The organism is Candidatus Binataceae bacterium, assembly GCA_035508495.1.
Lineage (GTDB): Bacteria > Desulfobacterota > Binatia > Binatales > Binataceae > JASHPB01.
This window is the reverse complement of record DATJMX010000084.1, coordinates 64,693-85,770: the sequence shown is the minus strand read 5'-3', so window position 1 is coordinate 85,770 and position 21,078 is coordinate 64,693. Positions and strand designations below refer to the sequence as shown.

The 21,078-nt window shown below is 61.8% G+C and carries 20 protein-coding genes; 13 read left to right on the top strand and 7 right to left on the bottom strand.

Annotation, left to right across the window (positions count from 1 at the left end):
- The first annotated feature begins 3 nt into the window (after positions 1-3).
- Complete coding sequence (locus tag VMA09_24030) at positions 4-798, top strand: DUF3800 domain-containing protein (GenBank protein ID HUA36695.1); 795 nt, start codon at positions 4-6, stop codon at positions 796-798.
- 367 nt (positions 799-1,165) lie between these two features.
- Positions 1,166-1,933 (top strand): class I SAM-dependent methyltransferase, encoded by a 768-nt coding sequence (locus tag VMA09_24025; GenBank protein HUA36694.1) that lies wholly within the window; start codon positions 1,166-1,168, stop codon positions 1,931-1,933.
- Between the two features lie 399 nt (positions 1,934-2,332).
- Here the strand turns inward: VMA09_24025 and VMA09_24020 are convergent, their stop codons facing one another.
- Entirely contained in the window at positions 2,333-2,620 is a 288-nt protein-coding gene (locus VMA09_24020; protein ID HUA36693.1) for a glycine zipper domain-containing protein, read from the bottom strand.
- Between the two features lie 469 nt (positions 2,621-3,089).
- On the opposite strand from VMA09_24020, the gene VMA09_24015 reads away from it, so the two are divergent.
- Genes VMA09_24015 through VMA09_24000 form a run of 4 tightly spaced genes read left to right on the top strand, consistent with a single transcriptional unit; the run spans position 3,090 to position 6,634 of the window.
- A complete protein-coding gene (locus VMA09_24015) occupies positions 3,090-3,929 on the top strand; it encodes an alpha/beta hydrolase (protein ID HUA36692.1) in 840 nt (279 codons plus the stop codon).
- The gene (locus VMA09_24010; protein ID HUA36691.1) at positions 3,856-4,788 is read left to right on the top strand and encodes an alpha/beta hydrolase family protein; all 933 of its coding nucleotides are present in this window, start codon (positions 3,856-3,858) and stop codon (positions 4,786-4,788) included. Before VMA09_24015 ends, VMA09_24010 begins: the two co-directional genes overlap by 74 nt.
- A complete protein-coding gene (locus VMA09_24005; GenBank protein ID HUA36690.1) occupies positions 4,788-6,380 on the top strand; it encodes an amino acid adenylation domain-containing protein in 1,593 nt (530 codons plus the stop codon). The genes VMA09_24010 and VMA09_24005 overlap by 1 nt, the downstream gene beginning before the upstream one ends.
- Entirely contained in the window at positions 6,377-6,634 is a 258-nt protein-coding gene (locus tag VMA09_24000) for a phosphopantetheine-binding protein (protein ID HUA36689.1), read from the top strand. The genes VMA09_24005 and VMA09_24000 overlap by 4 nt, the downstream gene beginning before the upstream one ends.
- 205 nt (positions 6,635-6,839) lie before the next feature.
- Here VMA09_24000 and VMA09_23995 read toward each other — a convergent pair whose 3' ends face one another.
- The 5 genes from VMA09_23995 to VMA09_23975 all read right to left on the bottom strand — a co-directional run bounded on the left by VMA09_23995 (position 6,840) and on the right by VMA09_23975 (position 11,355).
- Positions 6,840-8,639, bottom strand: coding sequence for a radical SAM protein (locus VMA09_23995; GenBank protein ID HUA36688.1), 1,800 nt, complete (start codon positions 8,637-8,639; stop codon positions 6,840-6,842).
- 66 nt (positions 8,640-8,705) lie between these two features.
- Positions 8,706-9,743 (bottom strand): methyltransferase, encoded by a 1,038-nt coding sequence (locus VMA09_23990; protein HUA36687.1) that lies wholly within the window; start codon positions 9,741-9,743, stop codon positions 8,706-8,708.
- Positions 9,744-9,819: 76 nt separating this feature from the next.
- The gene (locus tag VMA09_23985) at positions 9,820-9,996 is read right to left on the bottom strand and encodes a hypothetical protein (GenBank protein HUA36686.1); all 177 of its coding nucleotides are present in this window, start codon (positions 9,994-9,996) and stop codon (positions 9,820-9,822) included.
- Positions 9,997-10,111: 115 nt separating this feature from the next.
- Positions 10,112-10,579 (bottom strand): hypothetical protein, encoded by a 468-nt coding sequence (locus tag VMA09_23980; protein HUA36685.1) that lies wholly within the window; start codon positions 10,577-10,579, stop codon positions 10,112-10,114.
- A gap of 113 nt (positions 10,580-10,692) precedes the next feature.
- Positions 10,693-11,355 (bottom strand): hypothetical protein, encoded by a 663-nt coding sequence (locus VMA09_23975; protein HUA36684.1) that lies wholly within the window; start codon positions 11,353-11,355, stop codon positions 10,693-10,695.
- Positions 11,356-11,571: 216 nt separating this feature from the next.
- On the opposite strand from VMA09_23975, the gene VMA09_23970 reads away from it, so the two are divergent.
- Positions 11,572-14,487, top strand: a complete 2,916-nt coding sequence (locus tag VMA09_23970) for a hypothetical protein (protein HUA36683.1) — start codon at positions 11,572-11,574, stop codon at positions 14,485-14,487.
- A 24-nt stretch (positions 14,488-14,511) separates the two neighbouring features.
- On the opposite strand, the gene VMA09_23965 is transcribed toward VMA09_23970, so the two are convergent.
- Positions 14,512-15,318 (bottom strand): ATP-binding cassette domain-containing protein, encoded by an 807-nt coding sequence (locus VMA09_23965; GenBank protein ID HUA36682.1) that lies wholly within the window; start codon positions 15,316-15,318, stop codon positions 14,512-14,514.
- A gap of 176 nt (positions 15,319-15,494) precedes the next feature.
- Between VMA09_23965 and VMA09_23960 the strand changes: the two genes are divergently transcribed.
- The 6 genes from VMA09_23960 (at position 15,495) to VMA09_23935 (ending at position 21,076) form a co-directional block, all read left to right on the top strand.
- Entirely contained in the window at positions 15,495-16,589 is a 1,095-nt protein-coding gene (locus VMA09_23960) for a phage protease (protein ID HUA36681.1), read from the top strand.
- Between the two features lie 55 nt (positions 16,590-16,644).
- A complete protein-coding gene (locus tag VMA09_23955) occupies positions 16,645-17,127 on the top strand; it encodes a hypothetical protein (protein HUA36680.1) in 483 nt (160 codons plus the stop codon).
- 31 nt (positions 17,128-17,158) lie between these two features.
- On the top strand, positions 17,159-18,106 hold the full coding sequence (locus VMA09_23950; protein HUA36679.1) for a Mu-like prophage major head subunit gpT family protein: 948 nt from the start codon (positions 17,159-17,161) through the stop codon (positions 18,104-18,106).
- 131 nt (positions 18,107-18,237) lie between these two features.
- Positions 18,238-18,672, top strand: a complete 435-nt coding sequence (locus tag VMA09_23945; GenBank protein ID HUA36678.1) for a phage protein Gp36 family protein — start codon at positions 18,238-18,240, stop codon at positions 18,670-18,672.
- A 1-nt stretch (position 18,673) separates the two neighbouring features.
- Positions 18,674-19,495 (top strand): Gp37 family protein, encoded by an 822-nt coding sequence (locus VMA09_23940; protein ID HUA36677.1) that lies wholly within the window; start codon positions 18,674-18,676, stop codon positions 19,493-19,495.
- Between the two features lie 48 nt (positions 19,496-19,543).
- Positions 19,544-21,076 carry a phage tail sheath subtilisin-like domain-containing protein gene (locus VMA09_23935; GenBank protein ID HUA36676.1) on the top strand — a complete coding sequence of 511 codons (1,533 nt, stop codon included), beginning with the start codon at positions 19,544-19,546 and terminating at the stop codon, positions 21,074-21,076.
- The last annotated feature ends 2 nt before the right edge of the window (positions 21,077-21,078 follow it).

Sequence of the window (21,078 nt, the reverse complement as noted above, 5' to 3'; positions counted from 1 at the left end):
AGGTTGGCGCTCAAGGTGAAGATCAGCCGGCGGAAATTCATCGGTCTCGCGGCCGCGGTGGCGTTGCTGCCGGCCGAGCTGCTGGCCTCGAAGGGCAGCTCGTTGCGGGGCGAGACGCTGCGCGCAGAATGCGCCGGGAAAGATCCTGGCAAGAAGATCTCGCGCCGGCTGTTCGTCGATGAGAGTGGCGGCGCGTCTGACCGATTTCGCCTGGCCGGGTGTGTCGTTGTCAACGCGGCATCGAGCAAGAAGCTCAAACTGCTGCTGCAGCAAAACCTTGGTGACGCGCCGGAGCTGAAATGGCACAAGGTGACGAGCCGTAACGCTGAAGTATACAAAGCGGTAGCCGATGCGATCCTGTTCGCGCTGCATCGCGGCCAAATCGACTTCAGATATTCGAAGCTGGCTTCGTCAGACGCGAATTGGCGAAATTCCCGCACCGACATTGGCTATAGCAGCGCGACTGAACTACTGATGCGGCATTATGCAGTCGAATCGCGAGATACGCAGAAACTCTATATCTATCCGCAGCGGCGACGCGCCGCGGGCTCGATGCTGGCTCTGCGGCAGGACCTCAACCGATTTGCCTCGAACGGTCGTCAAGTCAGATCACCCGTCAGATTGATTGAGTATCGGGATTCGATCAGCTCGGTGCCAAGTCAGGTGGTGGATTTTCTAGTGGGAGCGCTCGCGTACAGCAGTAACGTGCGAGTGCCGAACGCGATCGGTGCATCCGGAAAGCAGCGTCTGGCCGAGTATATCTCGGCTAGAATCCCATCCTCAGCCCGCGTTTCCTGAGATTGTCAGCGTCCCGCGTGAAAGTTGACCCACTTTGAGCCGGGGTCTCGAGCGCACCCGTGCGGCTGGAAAGCTCATCGCCCGGAAATCGAAGGATCAACGGCCAGCGAGTCACTTACTCCACGTGACGCGTTCAACACGCAGTACGTCGCGACACGTGCTCCCTGAAGGATCGCGAAGCACTACACGAGCATCGACGGGAAGGTCTCGCCGATGCCACATTTGATCCTTGTCCACTCTTTGTTGAGAGGCCCACCGCGCGGGTTTGCGCTCCTTTCCAAACCAGATGGATGTCGCAGTTAAATCGGTGTTGAATGATTCGTCCTGGTTTCTTTGAATCACTATCGACCAGATCGGAGCGAGTACGATGGATGATCTACCCGAACACGTGCTGAAGAACCGCGCGAAGTGGGACCGCTGGGCGCAAGAATACGTCGCACCCGGCGAAAGCGCCTGGGCCAGGGACACTCCTGTGTGGGGCATATGGCAGGTCCCGGAGTTCGACGTCGGCATGTTTCCCAAGGACCTGATCGGAAAGGATGCGATCGAACTCGGATGCGGCACCGCCTACGTCTCGGCGTGGCTCGCCCGGCGAGGCGCACGCGTAGTAGGGATCGACAACTCGGAGGCGCAGCTCGTCACGGCTCGCCGCCTGCAACATCAACACGGTCTCGACTTCCCGCTTATTCATGGCAACGCTGAAAGCGTCCCATATCCGGATGCGAGTTTCGACTTGGCCATCTCCGAGTATGGCGCTTGTCTTTGGGCAGATCCGCAGCGCTGGGTTGCCGAGGCTGCGCGCCTTCTGCGTCCAGATGGTCAGTTGATCTTCCTGACCAACTCGTTCCTTCTGATGTTGTGTGTGCCGGCCGAGGAGGGTATGGCTGCGACCGATCGACTGCTGCGTCCAGCGTTCGGGATGTATCGGGTCGAGTGGCCCGGCGATCAGGGCGTTGAGTTTCACCTGTCACACGGCGACTGGGTTCGAATGTTGAGGCGTTCGGGGTTCGAGGTTGAGGACATGGTCGAGATCCGGCCTCCAGCCGGAGCCACGTCGCGTTATCCCTTCGTTACCGCCGAGTGGGCGCGTCACTGGCCATGTGAAGAGGTTTGGAAGGCTCGCAAGCGGGCCTGACAAACCTGGAGTCCCACACCGGACGCGCGCTGCGCGCGCGGCGACCTCTCCCTGGTCAGGGAGAGGGATTTCGGAGCCAGAAATGCGGTTTTCGCGATGCTCGGACGACCGTCAAATCGCGACGGATCGCGTTCCTCTGCGATCATGGACGGATATTCACGAAGATCAATTTCAAGGAGTCTGAAATGAAAGGCGGGCGCTGACCCCAGTCAGGCGCCCGTCGGCTTCCGGCCAGTCCAACCCCGGCCGGACTGGTCGGACAATCGATTCCTACTGCTATTCCGATGCGGAAGTTCGGTATCGACTGCTAGTAGCTAAATACTACAGTCGAGGCTGACTTGCAAACGCAATAGTCAATCGTCCGAGTAATTATTCGTGCCGCTTGGCCGCGCATATCGCTTAGTAGCCGCCGTAGCCGTAACGGTAATAGCGCTCCTGTTGGTTGCCGTAGATGTAACCGGCGCCCGCACCCGCCAGACCACCGACCGCCGCGCCTACTCCGGGACTGCCAACTGCGGAACCGACCAGCGCGCCACCGCCGGCGCCTACCGCACCGCCAATCAAGGTATCTCTCGCGGCCGGCGACATCGGAGGCCCATAGCATCCCGCGAGCCCAAGCGAAGCCGCGATTACCAGTGCGCCTGCCACGCGTCGGCACAGCTTCGCGAACTTTGGCTGCTTATTCATCATTCTGTCGCCTGAAGTCTTCTCCGTATTGATCGTGTTCATTGCCGCATCTCCCAATCCATATACGAAATGACCGACCAGTCGGTTACCGATGCGCGCGCGGCCCGAAACTGAAGTTTCGTTTAGAGAATGAGGCCGCTTCGGCGCGACACCGGCACGACCGATGCTGAATCTGAGAAGGGATAGTGAAGTATGTCGAGCTGACCTTGAAGGCACGAAAAAAATGTTCAGAGAATTCGAGCTTACCTTGATCCTCGGATGTATCTACGCGATCGCGTTCTGCGCCTACGCGATGTCGCGCAAGAACTAAGCGTCTCCACGCGGGACACGATTCGGGACACTGCCTTTCACCGGCGATGTGAAAAGCAGACGCCGCTTCGATTGTCCCTCCAAGCGATGATGCGCTAGGTTCTGGCGCCAGTCGCGAGCGGGGCTGGCTCGCAAAGTCGAGAAGAATCGGCATCGCGCAGTGAGTGAATTCGCCGAACCTGTAAGACATCGTCAGTTCTTCATTTCCGATGGGCGTCCGCTCTACGGCGTGATACGTCGCTGGGCGTCCGCCGATGCGCCCGTGATCGTCTATTGCCACGGCTTGGCGCAGGAGCAGTTGTTCAACTGGCGCGCGGAGGTGCTGGGCGCCGACATCCTCGCGCGCCGCGGCTATTCGACATTTTCGTACCATGCGCGCGCGCACGGCGATTCAGCCGGAGAGTTCGCCGAGCTCGATTTCGACGGACTGGTTGACGACGCGATGGCTGCTGCCGATCGTGCGATCGCGGAAACCGGCGCCACGCGAATCGTATGGGTGGGAATCCGCTTCGGCGCACTCGTCGCGGCGACTGCGATTCAGCGCCGCAACGATACTGCGGCGCTCGCGCTCTGGGAGCCGGTTCACAACGCGCGGGATTATTTCCGGATGCTGATGCGCCGCGTGCTGTTCTTCGAGGTCTCGCGCGGGCGGCGTCCGCCGCTCACCGCCGAGCAGATGGTCGATGAGCTCAATCACGGCCGCGCAGTGTCCCTGCTCGGTTTCGATCTTCATCCGAAGTTCTATGCGAGCGCGGTCCTGGCGAACCTCGCGCGCGCTCTCGAAGGATGGTCGCGGCCGACGCTGCTGGCGCAGATTCAGCGCCGCTCGTCGCTGGCAATGGAGCATCACGCGCTGCAGGCGATGCTGGAGCGGCAGGGCGCGACGGTCACAACGATTCAGTTCGACGAGGAACCGGTCTGGGACAATGGCTTCGAGTCGTGGGGCACGCTCGATAATCTTTCGCGCCGGATGGGAGACTGGCTCGATGGACTGGTCTGAGAGCCCCGCGATCGCTGCACGCGCTCGCGCGGAGGAGCCGGTTGAATTTGCCGGAGCGTTGGGGCGGCTCTGCGGTATCTTCACACCAGCTGCGCCCGCGGCATCTGCGGACAGCCGCTGCGTTATCTTTCCGGCCCGGCCGCGGTTCGCATTTCGGCGGATGCCGGTTCTCGCGTCACGAATTCTTGCTGCATCCGGATTTGCGGCGATGCGATTCGATCTCGCCGGCAGCGGTGAGAGCGACGGACCGAGCGAAATCGACAGCCGGCACAATCCGCACGGCGCGGATATGCTCGCCGCGATCGAATATCTGCGCGCATCGCGCGGCTTCGCGCGCTTTGTAGTGATTGGCTATTGCCTCGACGCGCTGTGCGCGATCGAAGCGGCGATCACTTGCGCCAGCGCGATCGACGGGCTCGTATGTATCGCGCCGCCCGCCACTGCCGAACCGATTCAGACCTCGCCGATGGAGCGTCTGACGCGCAGCGCACAGTCACCGGCGAATCTGCTCGCGCGTCTCAAGAATCCAGCCACGATGCTGCGCAGCGGCGGCAAGATGATCGCGGCACTCGGCGCTGCAAAGGCCGCTTCGCAGGTCCTTCCCACATTGGAACAGGGCGTTCGCGCTCTTGCGAATGCGCACAGCCGAGCGCTGTTCCTCTACGGCGAAGACGACATGCTACGCCGGGAATTCGCGATCGCTGAGCGCGAGTTGTTCGCGACCTTGTCCGACGAGGCGCGCGCCAGGCTCCAGATCGAAATCTGGCCGGGCAATGTTCATTCCGTTGAGATGGAGCCGGCGATATTCGAGCGCGCAATGAACTGGGTGCGCGCGCTCGCTCCGGGGATTGATTCGTGATGCGGCCCGCCGTGCTGCCGGCGCTCCTCGAGGAGGCCGCCGAGCGCTATGCGGAACGTCCGGCGCTGGTGATGGAAAATCGGCGCCTGACTTACGGCGAGCTCGATGCATTGTCGAGTCGCATCGGTCATTCGCTCTTGCGCGGCGGCATCCGCTCCGGGGATCGCGTCGCGCTATGGTTCGATCGATCGCTCGAAGGTCTCGCGGCGCTGTGGGGAGTGGCGAAGGCGGGCGCTGCGTACGTGCCAATCGATCCGACCGCACCGCCGGCGCGGATGGCAACGATCTCGCGCAACTGCGAAATCTCCGCGTTGTTCACGACCAGCGACCGTATCGCGCAGATCCAGGCCGCATTCGAAGAGCGGACACCGATGCGCGCGACCTGGCTCCTCGATTCGAACGTTCCAGAAACGGCATCGAGCGTGCCGCTGGTCTCATGGAGTGAAATCGCAAATGAGAGCGCGACTGCGCCGAGGATTGAAATCAAACCCGAGGCGCTGGCGAGCGTTTATTACACCTCGGGCTCCACCGGCGAGCCGAAGGGCGTCATGACGTCGCATCGCAGCCTCGCCGATCAAGCGCGCTGGACGCCCGGCGTCTTTGGCATCGACGCCGACGATCGCATCGCGGGTTACACGCCGCTGCAGAGTGTGATGTCCACGCTCGACATCTTCGCATCGGTGGCAGCCGGCGCCGCGACATACCTGGTGCCGCGGCGAATCGGATCGTTCCCTGCCGCGCTCGCGCGCAGCTTCGCCGAGCAGCGCTTGACGATCTGGTACCTGGTGCCGAGCGCGCTGGTGATGATGGTGAGGCGTGGTAATTTCGCGGCGCTCGATTTCTCCGCGCTGCGGCTGGTCGCCTTCGGGGGCGAGACGCTGCCGCTCGCGCGGATGCGCGAGCTTATGGAACTGCTGCCGCAGGTCCGATTCATCCAGGTGTATGGCCGTACCGAGGCGAAGGTGCGGAGCTATCACGAAATCAAGCGCCCGCCCGAAGAGCGCGATCTGCGCACCATCGGCCTTGTGCCTGCGGACTGCGGGTTGCATCCGCTCGACGAGGAACTGAAGCCGGTCGCGCACAACGAAGTCGGCGAATTGTGGATCACCGGACCCGGCCTGATGAGCGGCTACTGGGGACTTCCGGAACTCACCGCTGAGCTGATGCCGACGATCGAGATCAAAGGCGAGATGGTGCGCGCGAGCCGCACCGGCGATCTCGTGCGACGGCTTTCGGACGGCACTTTCGAGCTTGTCGGGCGCGCCGATCAGCAGGTCAAGATTCGCGGTTATCGCGTCGAGATCGCCGAAGTGGAACGCGCGCTCAATCAGCATCCCGGCGTCGCGAGGGCGATCGTCGTGGTTGACGAGGACGCATTAACTGGCCATCGTCTGCGCGCTGTCGTCGAGCGCAATGAATGCGCGAGCATCGACGAGCGCGTGCTCAGCGAGCACTGCTTCATGACCCTGCCGCGCTACATGGTTCCGGAACGATTCGAGTTCCGCGCGGCGCTGCCGATCAGCTCCAATGGCAAAGTCGACCGCCGCGCGCTCGGCGCGGGATTGGATCGTTCGGCGGAAGAAAAGAAATGAATCGCGAGGCGATCGAAAATGCGGTCAAAGATTTCCTGTTGCTCGATCTTTTCGCATCGAAGATCGTGGGAACGATCGGAACCGACGATTCGTTATTCGAACTAGGGCTAATCGACTCGATGGCGGTGGTGAAGACGGTAGCATTCTGCGAGGAAAGCTTCGGCGTCGAGATACCCGACGCCGAGCTGATGCCGGAAAATTTCGAGACGGTGCGATCGATCGTATCGATGGTGTTGCGCCAGTCGCCGCGTTAACGAAGTCGATGGCGGCTGGTTTATCAAGATGACATAAAGTCATCTTCACGATCTTCGGAGTCTCTTCTTGCGGAGAAAATATAGTGGGGCGGGCGTCCCTGCCCGCCATTAAGACGGCGCGCTGCGCGCCTCCGATGCCGTTGAGAGTCGCTCCGCGCGATCATTTGGGGGGCTTTGCCGAAGGCGAGGCTTGTCCCGAAGAGTGTTACGATGCAGCCTGCGCTGGCGAGGATGTCCGATTTGCGCGGCGCTGGCGCGCTTTCGCTTGCTCGACCGCGGCGCGACTGGAGTCGTTGAGCTCGTACATCTGGAGCTCCTCGGCCGTCTCGTCGGTGACCGGCGTCGTGGCGAGATCGATGTATTCCATCTTCTTCGGATCGGCCTCGCATCGGCGGCGCACGCGCTCCAACCACAGCGCATAGAGACCTGCGCGGCCGTAAACTTTCGCGATCTCCGCCAGCCGCTTCGGATAGAATACGAGCGGATTTTCAATCGGCATCCCGGGCCGCCGCTGCGAACGTACCTTGCGCCGGAACGCTCCGCCCTGCAGCGGATGCACGCCCTCATGCAGGTAGCATCCGTAGTAATAGAAGATCATCGCGGCCATCCGGCTCGACCGTCCGCCGCTCGCGATGTTGCGTTTCATCAGCGTCTGGATGTGCTCGGGCGTGTAGTAGAGATGCCACGCGCGATCGTAAATCGCGGCCATCTCTTCGGATGTCATGCTGCCGTGATCGCTGGTCACGTGCTCGAGGTCGTAGCGGTTCATGTCAGGATCGAGCCGCGCGCCCTTGAGATACATTTCCTTGTGATCCTGCGAGCCGGGGAGCGGCGTCAGGATGAAAAACTCGAGGATATCGATCGGCAACTCGCGCTTGATGATCTCGATATCGCGCTCGATGCTCTGCGGCGTATCGCCGGGGAAGCCCAGGATATAGCCGGCGAAGGTCATGATCTTCTGCTGGCGCCAGGCCTGCAGCATCTTGCGATATTCGGTGATGCGATTCTGACCCTTGGATGCGATGCGGAGGTTTTCCGGGTTGATGTTCTCGAGGCCGATGAAAATCCGCTTCACTCCCGCCCGCTCGCACTTCGCGATGAAGTTCGGAATCTTATGGCAGAGCGTGTCCACCTGCATCGTGATGTTGAGGCGGATCTTTTCCTTGCGCCGCATCACGATCAGGCGATCGAGGATCGCTTCCCAGTTTTTGTTGCGCGCGAAATTATCGTCGGTGATGAAGAAGCTGTGCACGCCCTGCGACGCATGCTGGCGCATCAGGTGCTCGACGTCGTCCGCCGTGCGGTAGCGCGACTTGCGGCCCTGCACATTGATGATCGTGCAGAAGCTGCAACTGAACGGGCATCCGCGCCCCGCGTCGAAGCTGCCGATATTACCGAGGTAGCGGCTGATGTGATCCTTGGTGAGGAACGGCAGCGTCGCGCCGTCCATCCCGGGCAGCTCGGCGAGATAGTTGTACATCGGCTTCAGCGTGCCGTCGTACGCGGCGCGCAGAAAGTCGTCGATGCGGCCCTCGGCCTCGCCCACGAAAAGGGTGATGCCGAGGTCGATCGCTTCCTGGATGTCGGGCGGAATCTCGGGCAGCATCGCGAGGCATCCGCTGACGTGGAAGCCACCGATCGCGACCTGTATCCCGGCAGCGCGGAGCTGCCGCGCGATATGCATCGCACGCGGGAACTGGTTGCTCTGCACGCCGACCAGGAACACGATGCCGCGATTGTTGTTGCGCTTGAAGTTGCGGATGATCTTCTTGATCGGCAGCGTAAGGTTGGTTTCGTCGCGGGGAGTGATCTCGATATCAACGTTGTCGCCCAGCACTTTACGCTCGCTCGCATCGAGCGTGATGCCGTAAAGCGCGGACAGCGAGTTCGACGGAATCGAGCCGCGAAACCACTGAATCACGTAACCATCATCGTCGTAGTGCGATGGCTTGAGCAGTTCGACGATAAACTTCTGCCGACCAGGCTGAGATATTAGATCGCCCACGGGTCGTACTTTACGTGATTCGATCCACCAATCCTAGGACGATCGTGCGTTCTGGAGGGATTTTCACTAGGGCGTCCGTTGGCCTTCAACAAGACTCAGGCGCGCCGGGGTTGAGACAATCTGGGTCAATCTGAATCCGGTCGCGTTGAACAATGCTCGGAAATCGGCTTCGGAGCGCTGGCGGCCGCCGGTGCTTACCAGCATGTTCACGTCGGTCGCGGTTGCGCCGCGGCATAGTTCGCTTTCGCTGATTTTCTTTGGATAGACGCCTTCGGCGACGATCAAGGTCGCCGCGGATTTCATTGCGCGATGGCAGTTGCTGAGAATCCTGATCGCCTCGTCGTCATTCCAGTCGTGAATGACATGCTTCAGCAGATACGCGTCGCATCCGGGCGGGATGTCCTTGAAGAAATCACCGCCGATTGCTTCGCATCGCGAGGTCAACCCTGCTTCCGAGATTGCGGCGCTGGCGCGCTCGGCCGTGCCCGGCTGATCGAAGACTACACCGCGGAGACCAGGATTGGCGCGCAGGATTCCGATCATCAACGCGCCATTGCCGCCGCCGATATCGGCGATCCGGCCGAAGCGCGAGAAGTCGTATGCCGCCGCAATCGCGATCGAGGTTTGTGCGGTGAAGGTCGCCATCGCCTGGTCAAAGATCTTCGCCGCTTCAGGATCGGCGAACATCGCGGTGAACGCGTTGGCGTCGGGCGAATGTCTGCGAAACGACGGTTCGCCCGTCGCGACGCAGTACTCGAGTTCTTTCCATCCGTCCTGGATGCCGACGCCCGCAAACAGCATCACCATCGCGCGCATCGAACCGGGCACGTCAGTTCGCAACGGTTCTCCGGCAGGCGTCAGCTTGAACTCGCCGCTTTCAATCTCATCGAAGATGCCGACACTCACCAGCAGACGCATCACGCGGCGCAAAGCCGTCGCGTTCGTTCCCGTCGCCGCGGCAAGATCCGCGCAGCGGCGCGGGCCGTTCTTCATGAGATCGGCGAGCTTGAGTTTGGCCGCCAGCGCCAGCGCGCGCGAGAAGAAGTGTCCGATCGAAATGTTATAGAGCGGCGGCAAAGAGATCGTGCTCTGCTGGTCAGCCATTGCGAACCTCTGTTCAAGCAGTCCGCAAGGTAAACGGAAAGCTCCGGCAAAGGTTACGCTCGCAAGAAGAATTTCATTACTTCGAATCCGGAGGTGTATCGCCAATATTGCCAGTGGCGCCCCCGGCTACGATCTCCTGCTGCAAATAAGTATCGGCGTACGCTTCCAGGTCGGCGCCGGGATCGTCTGAGAAATAAATCGAAGGCAGCGGGTCGTGGCGAGCGGCGCGTCCGAGATCGAACTGTGTGCCCAATTCGTGTGAGGCAGAGCCGGAAGATCAACCGAAAGCGGAACGATTACGCCTGTCGGCGCCATCGTCAAATGTCATGATAAATGACGACGACGACTTTGTCGTCAGTATAGCGCAATCAATACCCGTAGAGCGGGCCGAAGCCGATGCCGTAGGGATTCATCAGTTCCATGCTGTCGTACATCTGCTCGGCCTCGGCGTTTTCGACCGAGTTCTGCGCGACTTCGGCTTCTTGCGCGTTGAACTGCGCCTCCGTCTTGTACTTCTCGTACTTCTGGTAGTCCTGTTCGTTGCCGCGATAAAGGCACTCGCATCCGTACGGGTCTGACATCCAGTAGTGCAGAGTGCCGGTGCGGCCGACGATATATTGGACCTTCAGCGGAACCAGTTGCGCGGCGCGCTGCTTGCGAAGATCATTGTCGATCGGAACCTGTACGAAGCCCGCGGCCGCGAGCATCTGGCCTTCCTGATGTGCAACCTGCTCCTGAGTCGGTTGCGGCTCAGCGAGAGGATTCTTCATCCCGGAGCATCCCGCGACGACGAGCGCGGTAGCGATGGCGGCGAAAAACGTCTTTCCTGAAAACATCCCAGCTCCGGCACCCGAGGCCGCTATTGTCTTATACGATCGTTGCGCAAGCCGATACTAATGCGGCGCGGAGAGCGAACTCCGCGCCGCTTGATGCGTGATCGATTGGGACGTTAGGGCAGGCTCGCCTTGGTATTGCCGGCGTCATCGTAGATCGTGACAGCGCCTGAGCCGTCAGCATTGAGGCTGAGTGCGGCGCGCGTTTTGCCATTCGCGAGCAACGCGACGCCAGGAAGACTGTCAGGCGTCACGCCGATCCCGATTCGCGACGCGCCGCTCTTGTCGTAGAGCCGCAGCGCCGGTGTGCCCGTATCGTCGAGCACCAGCGACGCTCGATCCTGCCCCGCCTTGTCGATCAGCGCCAGTCCCGCTGAGCCTTCAGGCGTGACGCCGAGCGCGACGTGCTTATTGCCGTCAGTATCGAAGAGCAGAACCTGCGCGACGCCACCCGCGAGGCCGACCTCGGCGCGCGGCTTGCCGTCCTTGCCATAGATGCCGAGTGCGGGCGCACCTTCAGCGCCAACTCCAAGGCCCGCACGCAGTGTACCGCCGGCGTCATAGACGGCGACTTCCGCGACGCCCTTGTCGGTGACATCAAAGACGCCGCGCGTCTTGCCGTGCATGTCAGTGAGGATGAACTTCTGCGCGGCCATCGTATGAGGATGCGCCGCGGCATCGACGGTTGAACCGCCAAGGAAGTGGCCGGAGATTGCGCCGCCGACAGTCGCCGACACCACAGTCAGGGCGACAAAAGCAACGCGCTCTTTGATGTTCATGATCGCGGTCTCCTTTTCGCGGATGGGTCCGAAGTGAAATCGCGAGCCACTTTAGCAGGGAAAATGATCGCCGTAAAAACCCGCAAGTACGGCCACTGAGTCGCAAAAGAATGCTAATCTATTCTATTAGCATCATAATCTGTGTATTATCGCCCAAGTCTAGCAGATGTCTGCCAACTGACTTACCTGCCCTGAGGCGGTGAAAGGGGACATGGCATGCGTTCGTCAATGGGAGCGCGCGCCGGGGCCGCGATTATCCTGATCGCGGTAGCTTTGGTCGCTGAAGCGATTGATGGCCGTCTGCGTGCGGCAACGGGCGACACATCGGCGGCCCACCTCCTCGGACAAATCGATTTTACCAAGACGGCGCCGAACTTTGTCGATGCGACGGGGATGGACGCCCCGCATGCGATCACGGTTGACAATGTCTCGGGCCACGTCTTCGTTGCTGATACCGCTAACAGTCGCGTCCTGGGATACGCGAGCACGGCATCGTTCGCGGCGGGCAATCCTGCGGATCTCGTCATCGGACAGCCGGACTTCAACTCGCCGTATGCGAACCAGGGGGCGACCGCCGGCGCGACGACGCTCAACGAGCCGGCCGGTGTGGCGGTCGATAGCGCCCACAACGTCTACATCGCGGATACGGGAAACAATCGTGTGACGCTCTACAGCGATCCATTCGCGGCGATGAAGTCGAGCGGGCAGACGGCGTCGTTCGCGGCGCAGCTCGTATTCGGCCAGAGCGGCGATCTGATGTCGTCGATGGTCAACGACGGTGGCACCAGCGCCGACAGTCTGGCGGGTCCGCAGGGTCTCGCGCTCGATGGATCGGGCAATCTGTTCGTCGACGACGTCGGCAACAACCGCATCCTGGTTTACTTCAAGCCGCTGCCGGCATCCGCCGTGAAAGGTGCGATCGGAAACTCGGGCGACGCAACCGCGGATGTCGTGTTCGGCCAGGGCGGAAGTTTCACGACCAGCGCGTGCAATCAGAGCGGCCTCGGCGCCGCTGCACAACTGTGCTTCAACGGTTTCATCGGCGTCGGGCTCGCGCTCGATCAGTCGGGCAACCTGTTCGCGAGCGACACGGCGAATAATCGCGCACTCGAATTCACCGGTCCGTTTGGCGCGGGGCAGACCAACGGCACCACCGCGAATCTGATTTTCTCGGGCAACGGTATCCTGAGTCCGTCGGGCGTCGCCGTCGATAGCAATGGGAATTTCTACCTCGCGTCGGAGCCGACGAGTCAGATCCTCGAGTACCAGCAGGCGCTGGCGCTTCCCAACACGGCGACGGTTAATCTGGCGATCGGCGCCAATGGCATGGGCGCAACGTCGGCCTCGTTGTCGTTTCCGATGGGGCTCGCGATTGATGGCAACAACTGGCTCTACGTAGCCGACGAAGGGAACAATCGCGCGCTGCAGTTCACCGAGCAGAATCCGCCCGAGACCAAGGTCGCGTCGGGAGTCGCGGGGCAGGGCCCGCAACAATACGGCTCCAATGCGCTCAACCTGGTCGATGCGATCGGCCTCGATGCTCCGGCCGCCACCGCGCTCGATGCGGTTTCGGTACCCGGCCATCCGCATCTTTATGTCGCCGACGCGCGCAACAATCGCGTGCTCGGATGGTACGATGTGTCATCGTTCACCGCCGGGCAGGCGGCCGATCTCGCGCTCGGCCAGCCCGATCTGGGCAGCTACAAGTGCAACGACGGCAATGGCGCGTCGGACAATAACGGACTTGGTGCTGACAGTTTGTGCGCGCCATCCGGCGTCGCGGTTGATCGGTCGGGGAACGTGTACGTCGCCGATACGCGCAACAATCGCGTGCTGATTTTCGGCGATCCGTTCGCGGCCTATCCCAACTCGCGGCCGAGCGCGGCATTCGCTGCGAATACAGTTTTAGGCCAGCCCGGTTTCACGACCCTCGAATGCTCGAGCAGCGTGACGCTTGCAACTTTGTGCTCTCCCGGCGGCCTCACGCTCGACTCATCGGGAAGGTTGTATGTCGCCGACGCCGGCAACAATCGCGTCGTTGAATTCGGCGCGCCGCTGACTTCGAAGGTTGGATTGCTCGTGTTCGGTCAGGCAACCTCGAGCGGCAACACGTGCAACAGCAGCGGCCCGAGCGCCGCGACCTTGTGCGATCCGCAGGGCGTTGCGATCGATCCGGACGGAATTCTCTACATCGCCGATACGCTGAACAATCGCGTGCTCGAATTTGATACGCCTCTCACCTCACAGTCCGCGAACCGGGTTTTCGGCCAGGCCGGCGCCTTCAATGCGATCAAGTGCAATGCCGGCGCGATGACGAGCGCCTCTGTCCTGTGCGCGCCGCTCGGAGTTGCGGCGGATGCGGTCGGGCGCCTCCTGGTGGCCGACACTGCGAATAATCGCGTTCTTGAGTTCGATCCGCCATTCACAGCGGACCCCTCGGCCACGCGCGTGATGGGGCAGGGCGCAGCGTCGAACTTCAGCGGCAATGGATGCGAGGGCGGAGTCGCGCCGGCGGACCTCAACGGTGTCGGAGCGGACAGTCTGTGCATGCCCGGCGATCTCGCTTTTGATGCCGCGCAGAATCTCTGGATCGCCGACAGCGGCAACAACCGCGCAGTCGAAATCGATCAGCCAAATCCAACGCCGACTCCTACCGCGACCGCGACCGCGACCTCGACCTCGACTGCAACCCCGACCGCTACGGCAAAGCCGACGCCGACGAGGTCTGCGACTCCAACCGCCACCTCAACTCCGCGGCCGTCGCTCACTCGAACGCCCACGCCGACACCGACGCCGACTGCCACTCCCGCTATCGCCGCTCGGGCGGGCAGCGAGATGACGTGGAGTCCGGCCTCGCTCGCATTCGGAAAGGTCAAGCGCGGCACGACCAAGAGCCTCAACCTCACGATCGGCGACGCCGGCAAGGTGACGCTGATCGCGAAACCGGTTCCGCCCACGGCGCCATTCAGCTCGGGCTCGACCCAGATCGCGATAACCTACAAGCATTCGTCGCCGGTGGCCGTTAAGTTCGAGCCGACGACGACGGGCAGCTTCTCCAGGACGATCACGATCGAGAGCAGCGATCCGTCGCATCCGAAGATAAGCATTTCACTGACGGGAACCGGAGATTGAAAGGCCGCGAATTGGATTGACCGGTCAGATAACGACCCGCGTCTGTGGCCTGACCTTGAGCGCATAGCGGCCGCGCTCGCGCACGAGGGTCACCGCTGCTCCGAAGGCACGGCTCAGATTCTTCGAGTTGAGGATTGCTTCGCGCCGGCCCGCCGCCAGCACCTCGCCCGATTTCAGAATCAACACGTGCGAGAATGCGTCGACGATCTCCTCGACATGATGGGTGACCAGGATCATCGCCGGCGCGCCGCGCCGTGCCGCCAGGCGGCGGATGAATTGCAGGAAGTGCTCGCGTGCCACGGGATCGAGTCCCGCGCAGGGCTCGTCGAGGATGAGCAGCTTGGGCTCGGCCATCAGCGCACGTCCGATCAGCACGCGCTGGCGCTCGCCCTGCGACAGATGCAGCCACATCCGATCGGCGATCGCGATCGCCTCGATACGTCGTAGAATCGCCGCGGCGCGTTTGCGATCGACCGCGGCAATCTCGCCCCAGTAGCCGATTTGCGCATAGCGTCCGCTGATGACGGCCTTGAGCGCGGTCTCCGAGTCTTCCATCAGCTGCTGAACGCTCGAGCTCACGAGCCCGATGCGCGTGCGCAACTCGCGCCAGTCGCTGCGGCCGTAAGTCTCGCCGAGCACGCTGATCGAGCCCACGGTCGGCGCCAGATAACCCGTCATCGCGCGCAGCAGCGAGGTCTTGCCTGAGCCGTTCGGGCCAAGGATGGTCCAGTTCTCGCCGCGCATCACGCGCCAGTCGATCGCGCGGATGATCGTTGCTTCGCGTTCGACGCGCAGGCCCGTAATTTCAATCACTGGAAGCTTCGATTTCATATGCTGAGCGGTCAGACTACGCAGATCGGCACGCGCAGCATACGCGTTCGCAGCGGAAAATCACGACCGAAATCGCGGTTAGAATTGCTAGTTATAGATACTTATTGATTGATAAAGATTCAGGATGAACAATTCAGCCTTACCGCTTTTTCACGATCGCGGCACAATGCCGCGCGATGGATGACCTCAGCACACACGCCAGCATCGAAAGCCCTCCGACGCTAGTCGCCAAGGCTGTCTCGGCCGGCGTGCCCGCCTCATACACGCCAGATCAGGCGCTCCCACCAAGGTCCGCGTTGCAGTCGGCGCCGCCGGCCTGGGTCGAATTGCTCCCAGCCGGAATTTTCCACGGGCGCGACGGACGCGGACCATTTCGCCTTTCAAATCCAAAGGCGGTGATCGCCGCCACGGCGGGGCTCGGGATGGAGGCGGGGATCCCGATCGATTACGACCATGCGACTGACTTTGCCGCGCCCGAAGGCCGGCCCGCGCCCGCCGCCGGATGGATCCGCGAGCTCGAGGTTCGCAAGGGCGCCGTCTGGGGGCGAGTCGAATGGACCGAGCGCGCGGCGGCGGCAATCGCGGCCCGCGAGTATCGCTACCTGTCGCCGGTCTTTCAGTTCGATCCCGAAAATGGAACCGTGACCCGGCTGCTCCGCGCCGGGCTTACCAACAATCCCAATCTCCACCTGACCGCGATCGCGACGGCGGCGCATCTTACCGCCGCCGCCAAGGACGGCATCATGGAAGATCTTCTTGACAAGCTGAGAGCGCTGCTCGGCCTGGCTGATGACGCGACGCCGGACGATGTCGTCGAAGGCGTGCGCGCGCTGCTCGACGACGACGGCTCCGCGACCGACGTGAACGCTGTGCTGCCCGATCCCGCGCGCTACGTGGCGGTGGCGGAATTCCAGAAAGCTCTCACCGAGCTCAATGCGATTCGCGCCGAACGCGCGCGCGAGAAAGCCGAGCTCGCCGTCGATGCGGCGATTCGTGCCGGCAAGCTCATCCCCGCGCAGCGCGAGTGGGCGATCGCATACTGCGCCGCCGACGCGCGCGGTTTCCAGGCATTTGCCGCAAAGCAGCCGGTCGTCGTCGCAGGCGAATCGGGCCTTGGCGCCGATCCCACGGGACGCGAGCCGCGCGGTATCCTCTCGACAATCGAAACCGCGATCTGCACCCAACTCGGCGTGAAAAATTCTGATTATCTCCGGCGCAAGCACGGTGGCGACGACTTCCTGCGCCTTGGCCGCGACAGCTCCGAGCGCTGAAACGACCGCGTATGCCGGCGCAACCAGGCGCCGCGCGACAAGGAGAGCATAGGCGATGGCGGCTCTGACGAACTCACGCAATACGCCGGAGATGGGCGATGGCGGGCGGTTCCGCGTCTATCCCGTTGAAGCGAATACCAACATCTACCTGGGCGGGATGGTCGCGCTCGACGCGGCGGGCAATGCGGTGCCTGCCTCAGCCACGACCACGACCGCCAACGCGCTCAAGATTATCGGCCGCGCCGAGCGCGTGCAGGACGGCACCGTAGGTGAGAACGCGATCAACAATCCGGGCGCGGCTGGCGCGCTCTCCATCGTTATACGCAAAGGCGTTTTTCTTTACGGGCAGGATAGTTCGATTGGCGCGGCGCAGGTGGGCGCGCAGTGCTTCGCGCTCGACGATAACAACGTGACTGCGGCGGATCGCGCCAGCGGCGCTTCGGTCCAGCAATACGCAGTCGCGGGCCAGGTCGTCGCAATCGATTCGACCGGCCAGGTGTGGGTCGATTTCTGGCATCAGGCCAACGTGGCGTCCTGAGCGCATCCAGTATCACGGGCAGGTAAGCATAATGGAAATTTCGGCTGCAAATCTGAGCGCCCTGTTCACCGGATTCGACGTAGTATTTCAGCGCGGCTTCGAAAAGCCGCCTTCGTATTACGAGCAGATCGCGTCGGTAGTGCGATCGGGCTCGCGCCAGACGACCTATCCATGGCTCGGGCGCACGACCAAGTTTCGCGAATGGCTGGGCGATCGCGTGGTGCAGGCCCTCGAAGCGCATACCTACACGATCGTCAACAAAAACTTCGAAGATACAGTGTCGATCGATCGCAACGATATCGAAGACGACACGTACGGCGTTTACGAGCCGATCATCGAGCAGCTCGGATGGGATACCAAGATTCATCCCGACATGCTGCTGTTCTCGATGCTGGCTAACGCAGTGAGTAATCCGTCGCTGGTCGTTGGCTTCGACGGCGAGCCGTTCTTTTCGGCGAGTCACCCGGTCGGCTTGATGGGTGAGCCAGGCGGCGCCACTGCTTCGAATGTGAACACCAGCGGCAGCGGTTCATACTGGTATTTGGTCGATGCCTCGCGGGCGATTCGCCCGTTCATTTTCCAGCTCCGCCGCGAATATGCAGTTACGCGCATGAACTCGGTCACCGATGAAGCAGTATTCAATCGGCGCGAGTTCCGCTACGGCGTCGACGGGCGCGCCAACACTGGGGTCGGTCTCTGGCAGCTTGCTTACGCCAGCAACACCGATCTGAGTAATCCAGCCAACTACGGCGCGGCGCGGGCCGCGATGCGCGGGTTCAAAACCGACGCGGGTCAGCCGTTCGGCGCGCTTTCGAGCCGCACCGGAGTCTACCTCGTAGTGCCGCCCTCGCTCGAAGAAGTCGCGCGCCAGCTGCTCAATTCCGAATTCATGGCCGGCACCGGCGCGAGCGCCAGCGTTGCAACCACCAATATCTGGCGCAACAGCGCGGATCTGATTGTCAGCGAGTACCTCTCCTAGTCTCCCTCGCGGCCGGCGCCGCGGGTTCCTCCTCCTGCCCGCGGAGCCGGCGAAGGCCTCCCGCGGGCGCGGGCATCCCCCGTCCGCGCCCGCGGGGCCGAGCTGCTGAGATTGCATTCAAGGAATAGCCAGTGAGTTACGCATCGCCACAGGACATGATCAATCGGTATCCGAATCGCGACCTGGTTCAGCTCACGAATGAGGATCCGACTGCGACGACCGTCAATACCACGTCGCTGCAGCAGGCGCTCGATGACGCAGCGGCGGAAATCGATTCTTACCTCGAAGCGCGATTCACTCTGCCGCTGAGCGATCCGCCTGCGGTATTGAACCGCCTTTCGAGTGACATCGCGATGTATCGTTTGCAGTCCTTGCGTCCGCTTCATGACCTGGCCGACGCGCGCCGCCGATACGACGATGCCACCGCGGTCCTCTCCAAGGTCGCCTCCGGCGAGCTCACGCTGGGACTCGCGGTCGATGGCAGAGAGGCACCGATCGCGGTCGATGCGGAAACGGTTGAAGGGCCGGGCCGCGTTTTTACTCGCGATCGATTGAAGGGCTTCTGAAATGGGCGTGATGCTCGACAGCCCATGGACCGGGCAAACCTTCTCGCCGCCGACTCCGACCGACCTCGAGTCGATCGAGAGCGCGATCGTGGCGCGGCTCCAGGCGACGATCAGCGGGATCGAAATTGCTCATTTTCCCGATGACCCGGAGTCATATCGCATGACTCACCGCGTAGGCGCGGCGCTGGTGCGCTACGCGGGTGCGAAATACGGCGAGCTGCTCGATACCGCCGCGATCATCCAAGAACGCCGGCTCGAGTTCGAGATCACGATAATGATGCGCGACCTTGGATGGGGCGTGGGCTCCGCTCCCGATGGGACCAGCCCGGGCGCGTACGCGATTATCGAGTCGATTCGCGCGGCGCTCACGGGCTTCATCGTGCCGGCCTGCCGCAAGATGTATCCGCTGCGTGAGCGATTCATCGAACGCGATCGGCAGGGCGGCGTCTGGATCTACGCCAGCAACTTTGCGCTGGTAACGATGGCGGTCGAGCCGAGCACCACGCCGAACTTCCCGCTCTTTACCAAAGGTGTCGCGATGGACGAAGGCGGCACGACTGCGATCACGGTAGCTGCTGCCTCCTACACGGTAGATTCGAGCGGCAATATCACATTGCCAAACCAGAATGTATTTGCCGTGACAGTAACTGCCGCGGGCGGCGTCGAGCTCCAGCAGAACGTTGATTACAGTGTCAACCGCGTCACCGGGGTTATCTCGGCAATCAGCGGTGGCGCATTATCGACCGGCGAAAGCGTGCAGGTCGCATACAGCTTCGCGGAGGAAATCATCGCGGTGCAAGGTCAGACTGCGCCCAGTCCGTGAGGAAAGCGTCCGAATAGCCACTCGAGACATCCCACTAGCAGGTGAGTAATGCCAGCCAGTTTTCTCCATGGAGTTGAAGTAGTCGAAGTGCCTTCCGGTCCGGTGCCAATCACGGTAGTAAAATCTGCTGTGATCGGACTCGTCGGCACGGCCCCGACCTGGGCCGTGGTCGCACCATCCACGGCGCCTGCACCGAATTCACTCAACCTTGTTTCGTCGGCGCTCGATGCCGCCAACTTGGGACCGCTGGTCCAGGGATATTCGATTCCCTATGCGCTAGCAGCGATTCAGGCTCAAGGCGCTGGACAGGCGTTGGTAGTCAACGTTTTTGATCCGACCCGTCACTTCACCGCGATTGCTGCGACAGCATTGACCTTCAACACCCAGGGCGTAATCAATCTCGCGCACATGGGAGTGTCGAACGTCGTTGTAACCAGCGACCCGGCCGGCACAACCTATACGGCGGGCACCGATTACTCAGTCGATCCGATCAACGGGATAATCTCGCTCGTTTCGGGTGGGCACATCTCGTCAGGGGCGACTGTGCTGGTCGCCTTCGACTACGCGGATCCCACAAAAGTCGCCGACTCGGACATCATCGGCGCTGTAGCAAGCGGCGTTTATACGGGACTGCAGGTTTTACAGACGAGCTACAGCGCTTTGGGGTTCTTCCCGAAGATTCTGATAGCGCCCTGCTATTCGCAAAGCGCCGATGTCGCGAGTGCTCTGACGACGATGGCGGGAACGCTTCGCGCGGTGGCACTCATCGATTCTCCGCCAGCGACTTCCGTCGACGCGGCAATCGCTAACCGAGGCAGCGGCGGTAACGCCTTCGATACCTCGAGCGTGCGCGCGATTCTCTGTTATCCGCAGGAAACCTTCCTCGATACCGGTCTGATTCCGACTGGGGTAACACTCACCGCCGCGGGCGCACCACTCACCACTGCATCGAACACCAATCAAACCGGGCCATTTTCGCAGTGGCTAGCGGGCGCGATCGCGGCGAAGGATCTCGCGAAAGGCTACTGGTGGTCGCCGTCGAATACGCAAGTCAACGGCATCCTGGGACCTGACGTGTCCATCTATTCGTCAATACTCGATTCTAACTCCGATACCAACAATCTCAACGCTGCCGGAATCGTAACCGTGTTCAACGCCTTCGGTACGGGACTGCGAATCTGGGGCAACCGCTCGGCCGCGTTCCCGACTGATACCGCACCAGACAACTTCATCTCGGTGCTCCGCACGATGGACATCATCGAGGAATCTGTCGAGCTTTCGATGCTCCAGTTTATCGACCAGCCGATTTCGAACGCACTGATAACCGCCGTGCTGGCGAGTGTGAATGCATTCATCCGTTCATTGATTCAACGCGGAGCTCTGGTGGCCGGTGCCGCGAGCTACGATCCGTCTGAGAATCCTCCCGCGCAGATTTCGGCTGGTCAGCTGGTATTTGATATCGACGTGATGCCTCCGCCTCCGGCGGAACGGCTGACATTCCAGACCTTCATCGACATCACGCTGCTGCAGCAACTCGGACAGACCAACGCGATCACGGCTGCCGCGGGCGCAACGTCATGAAC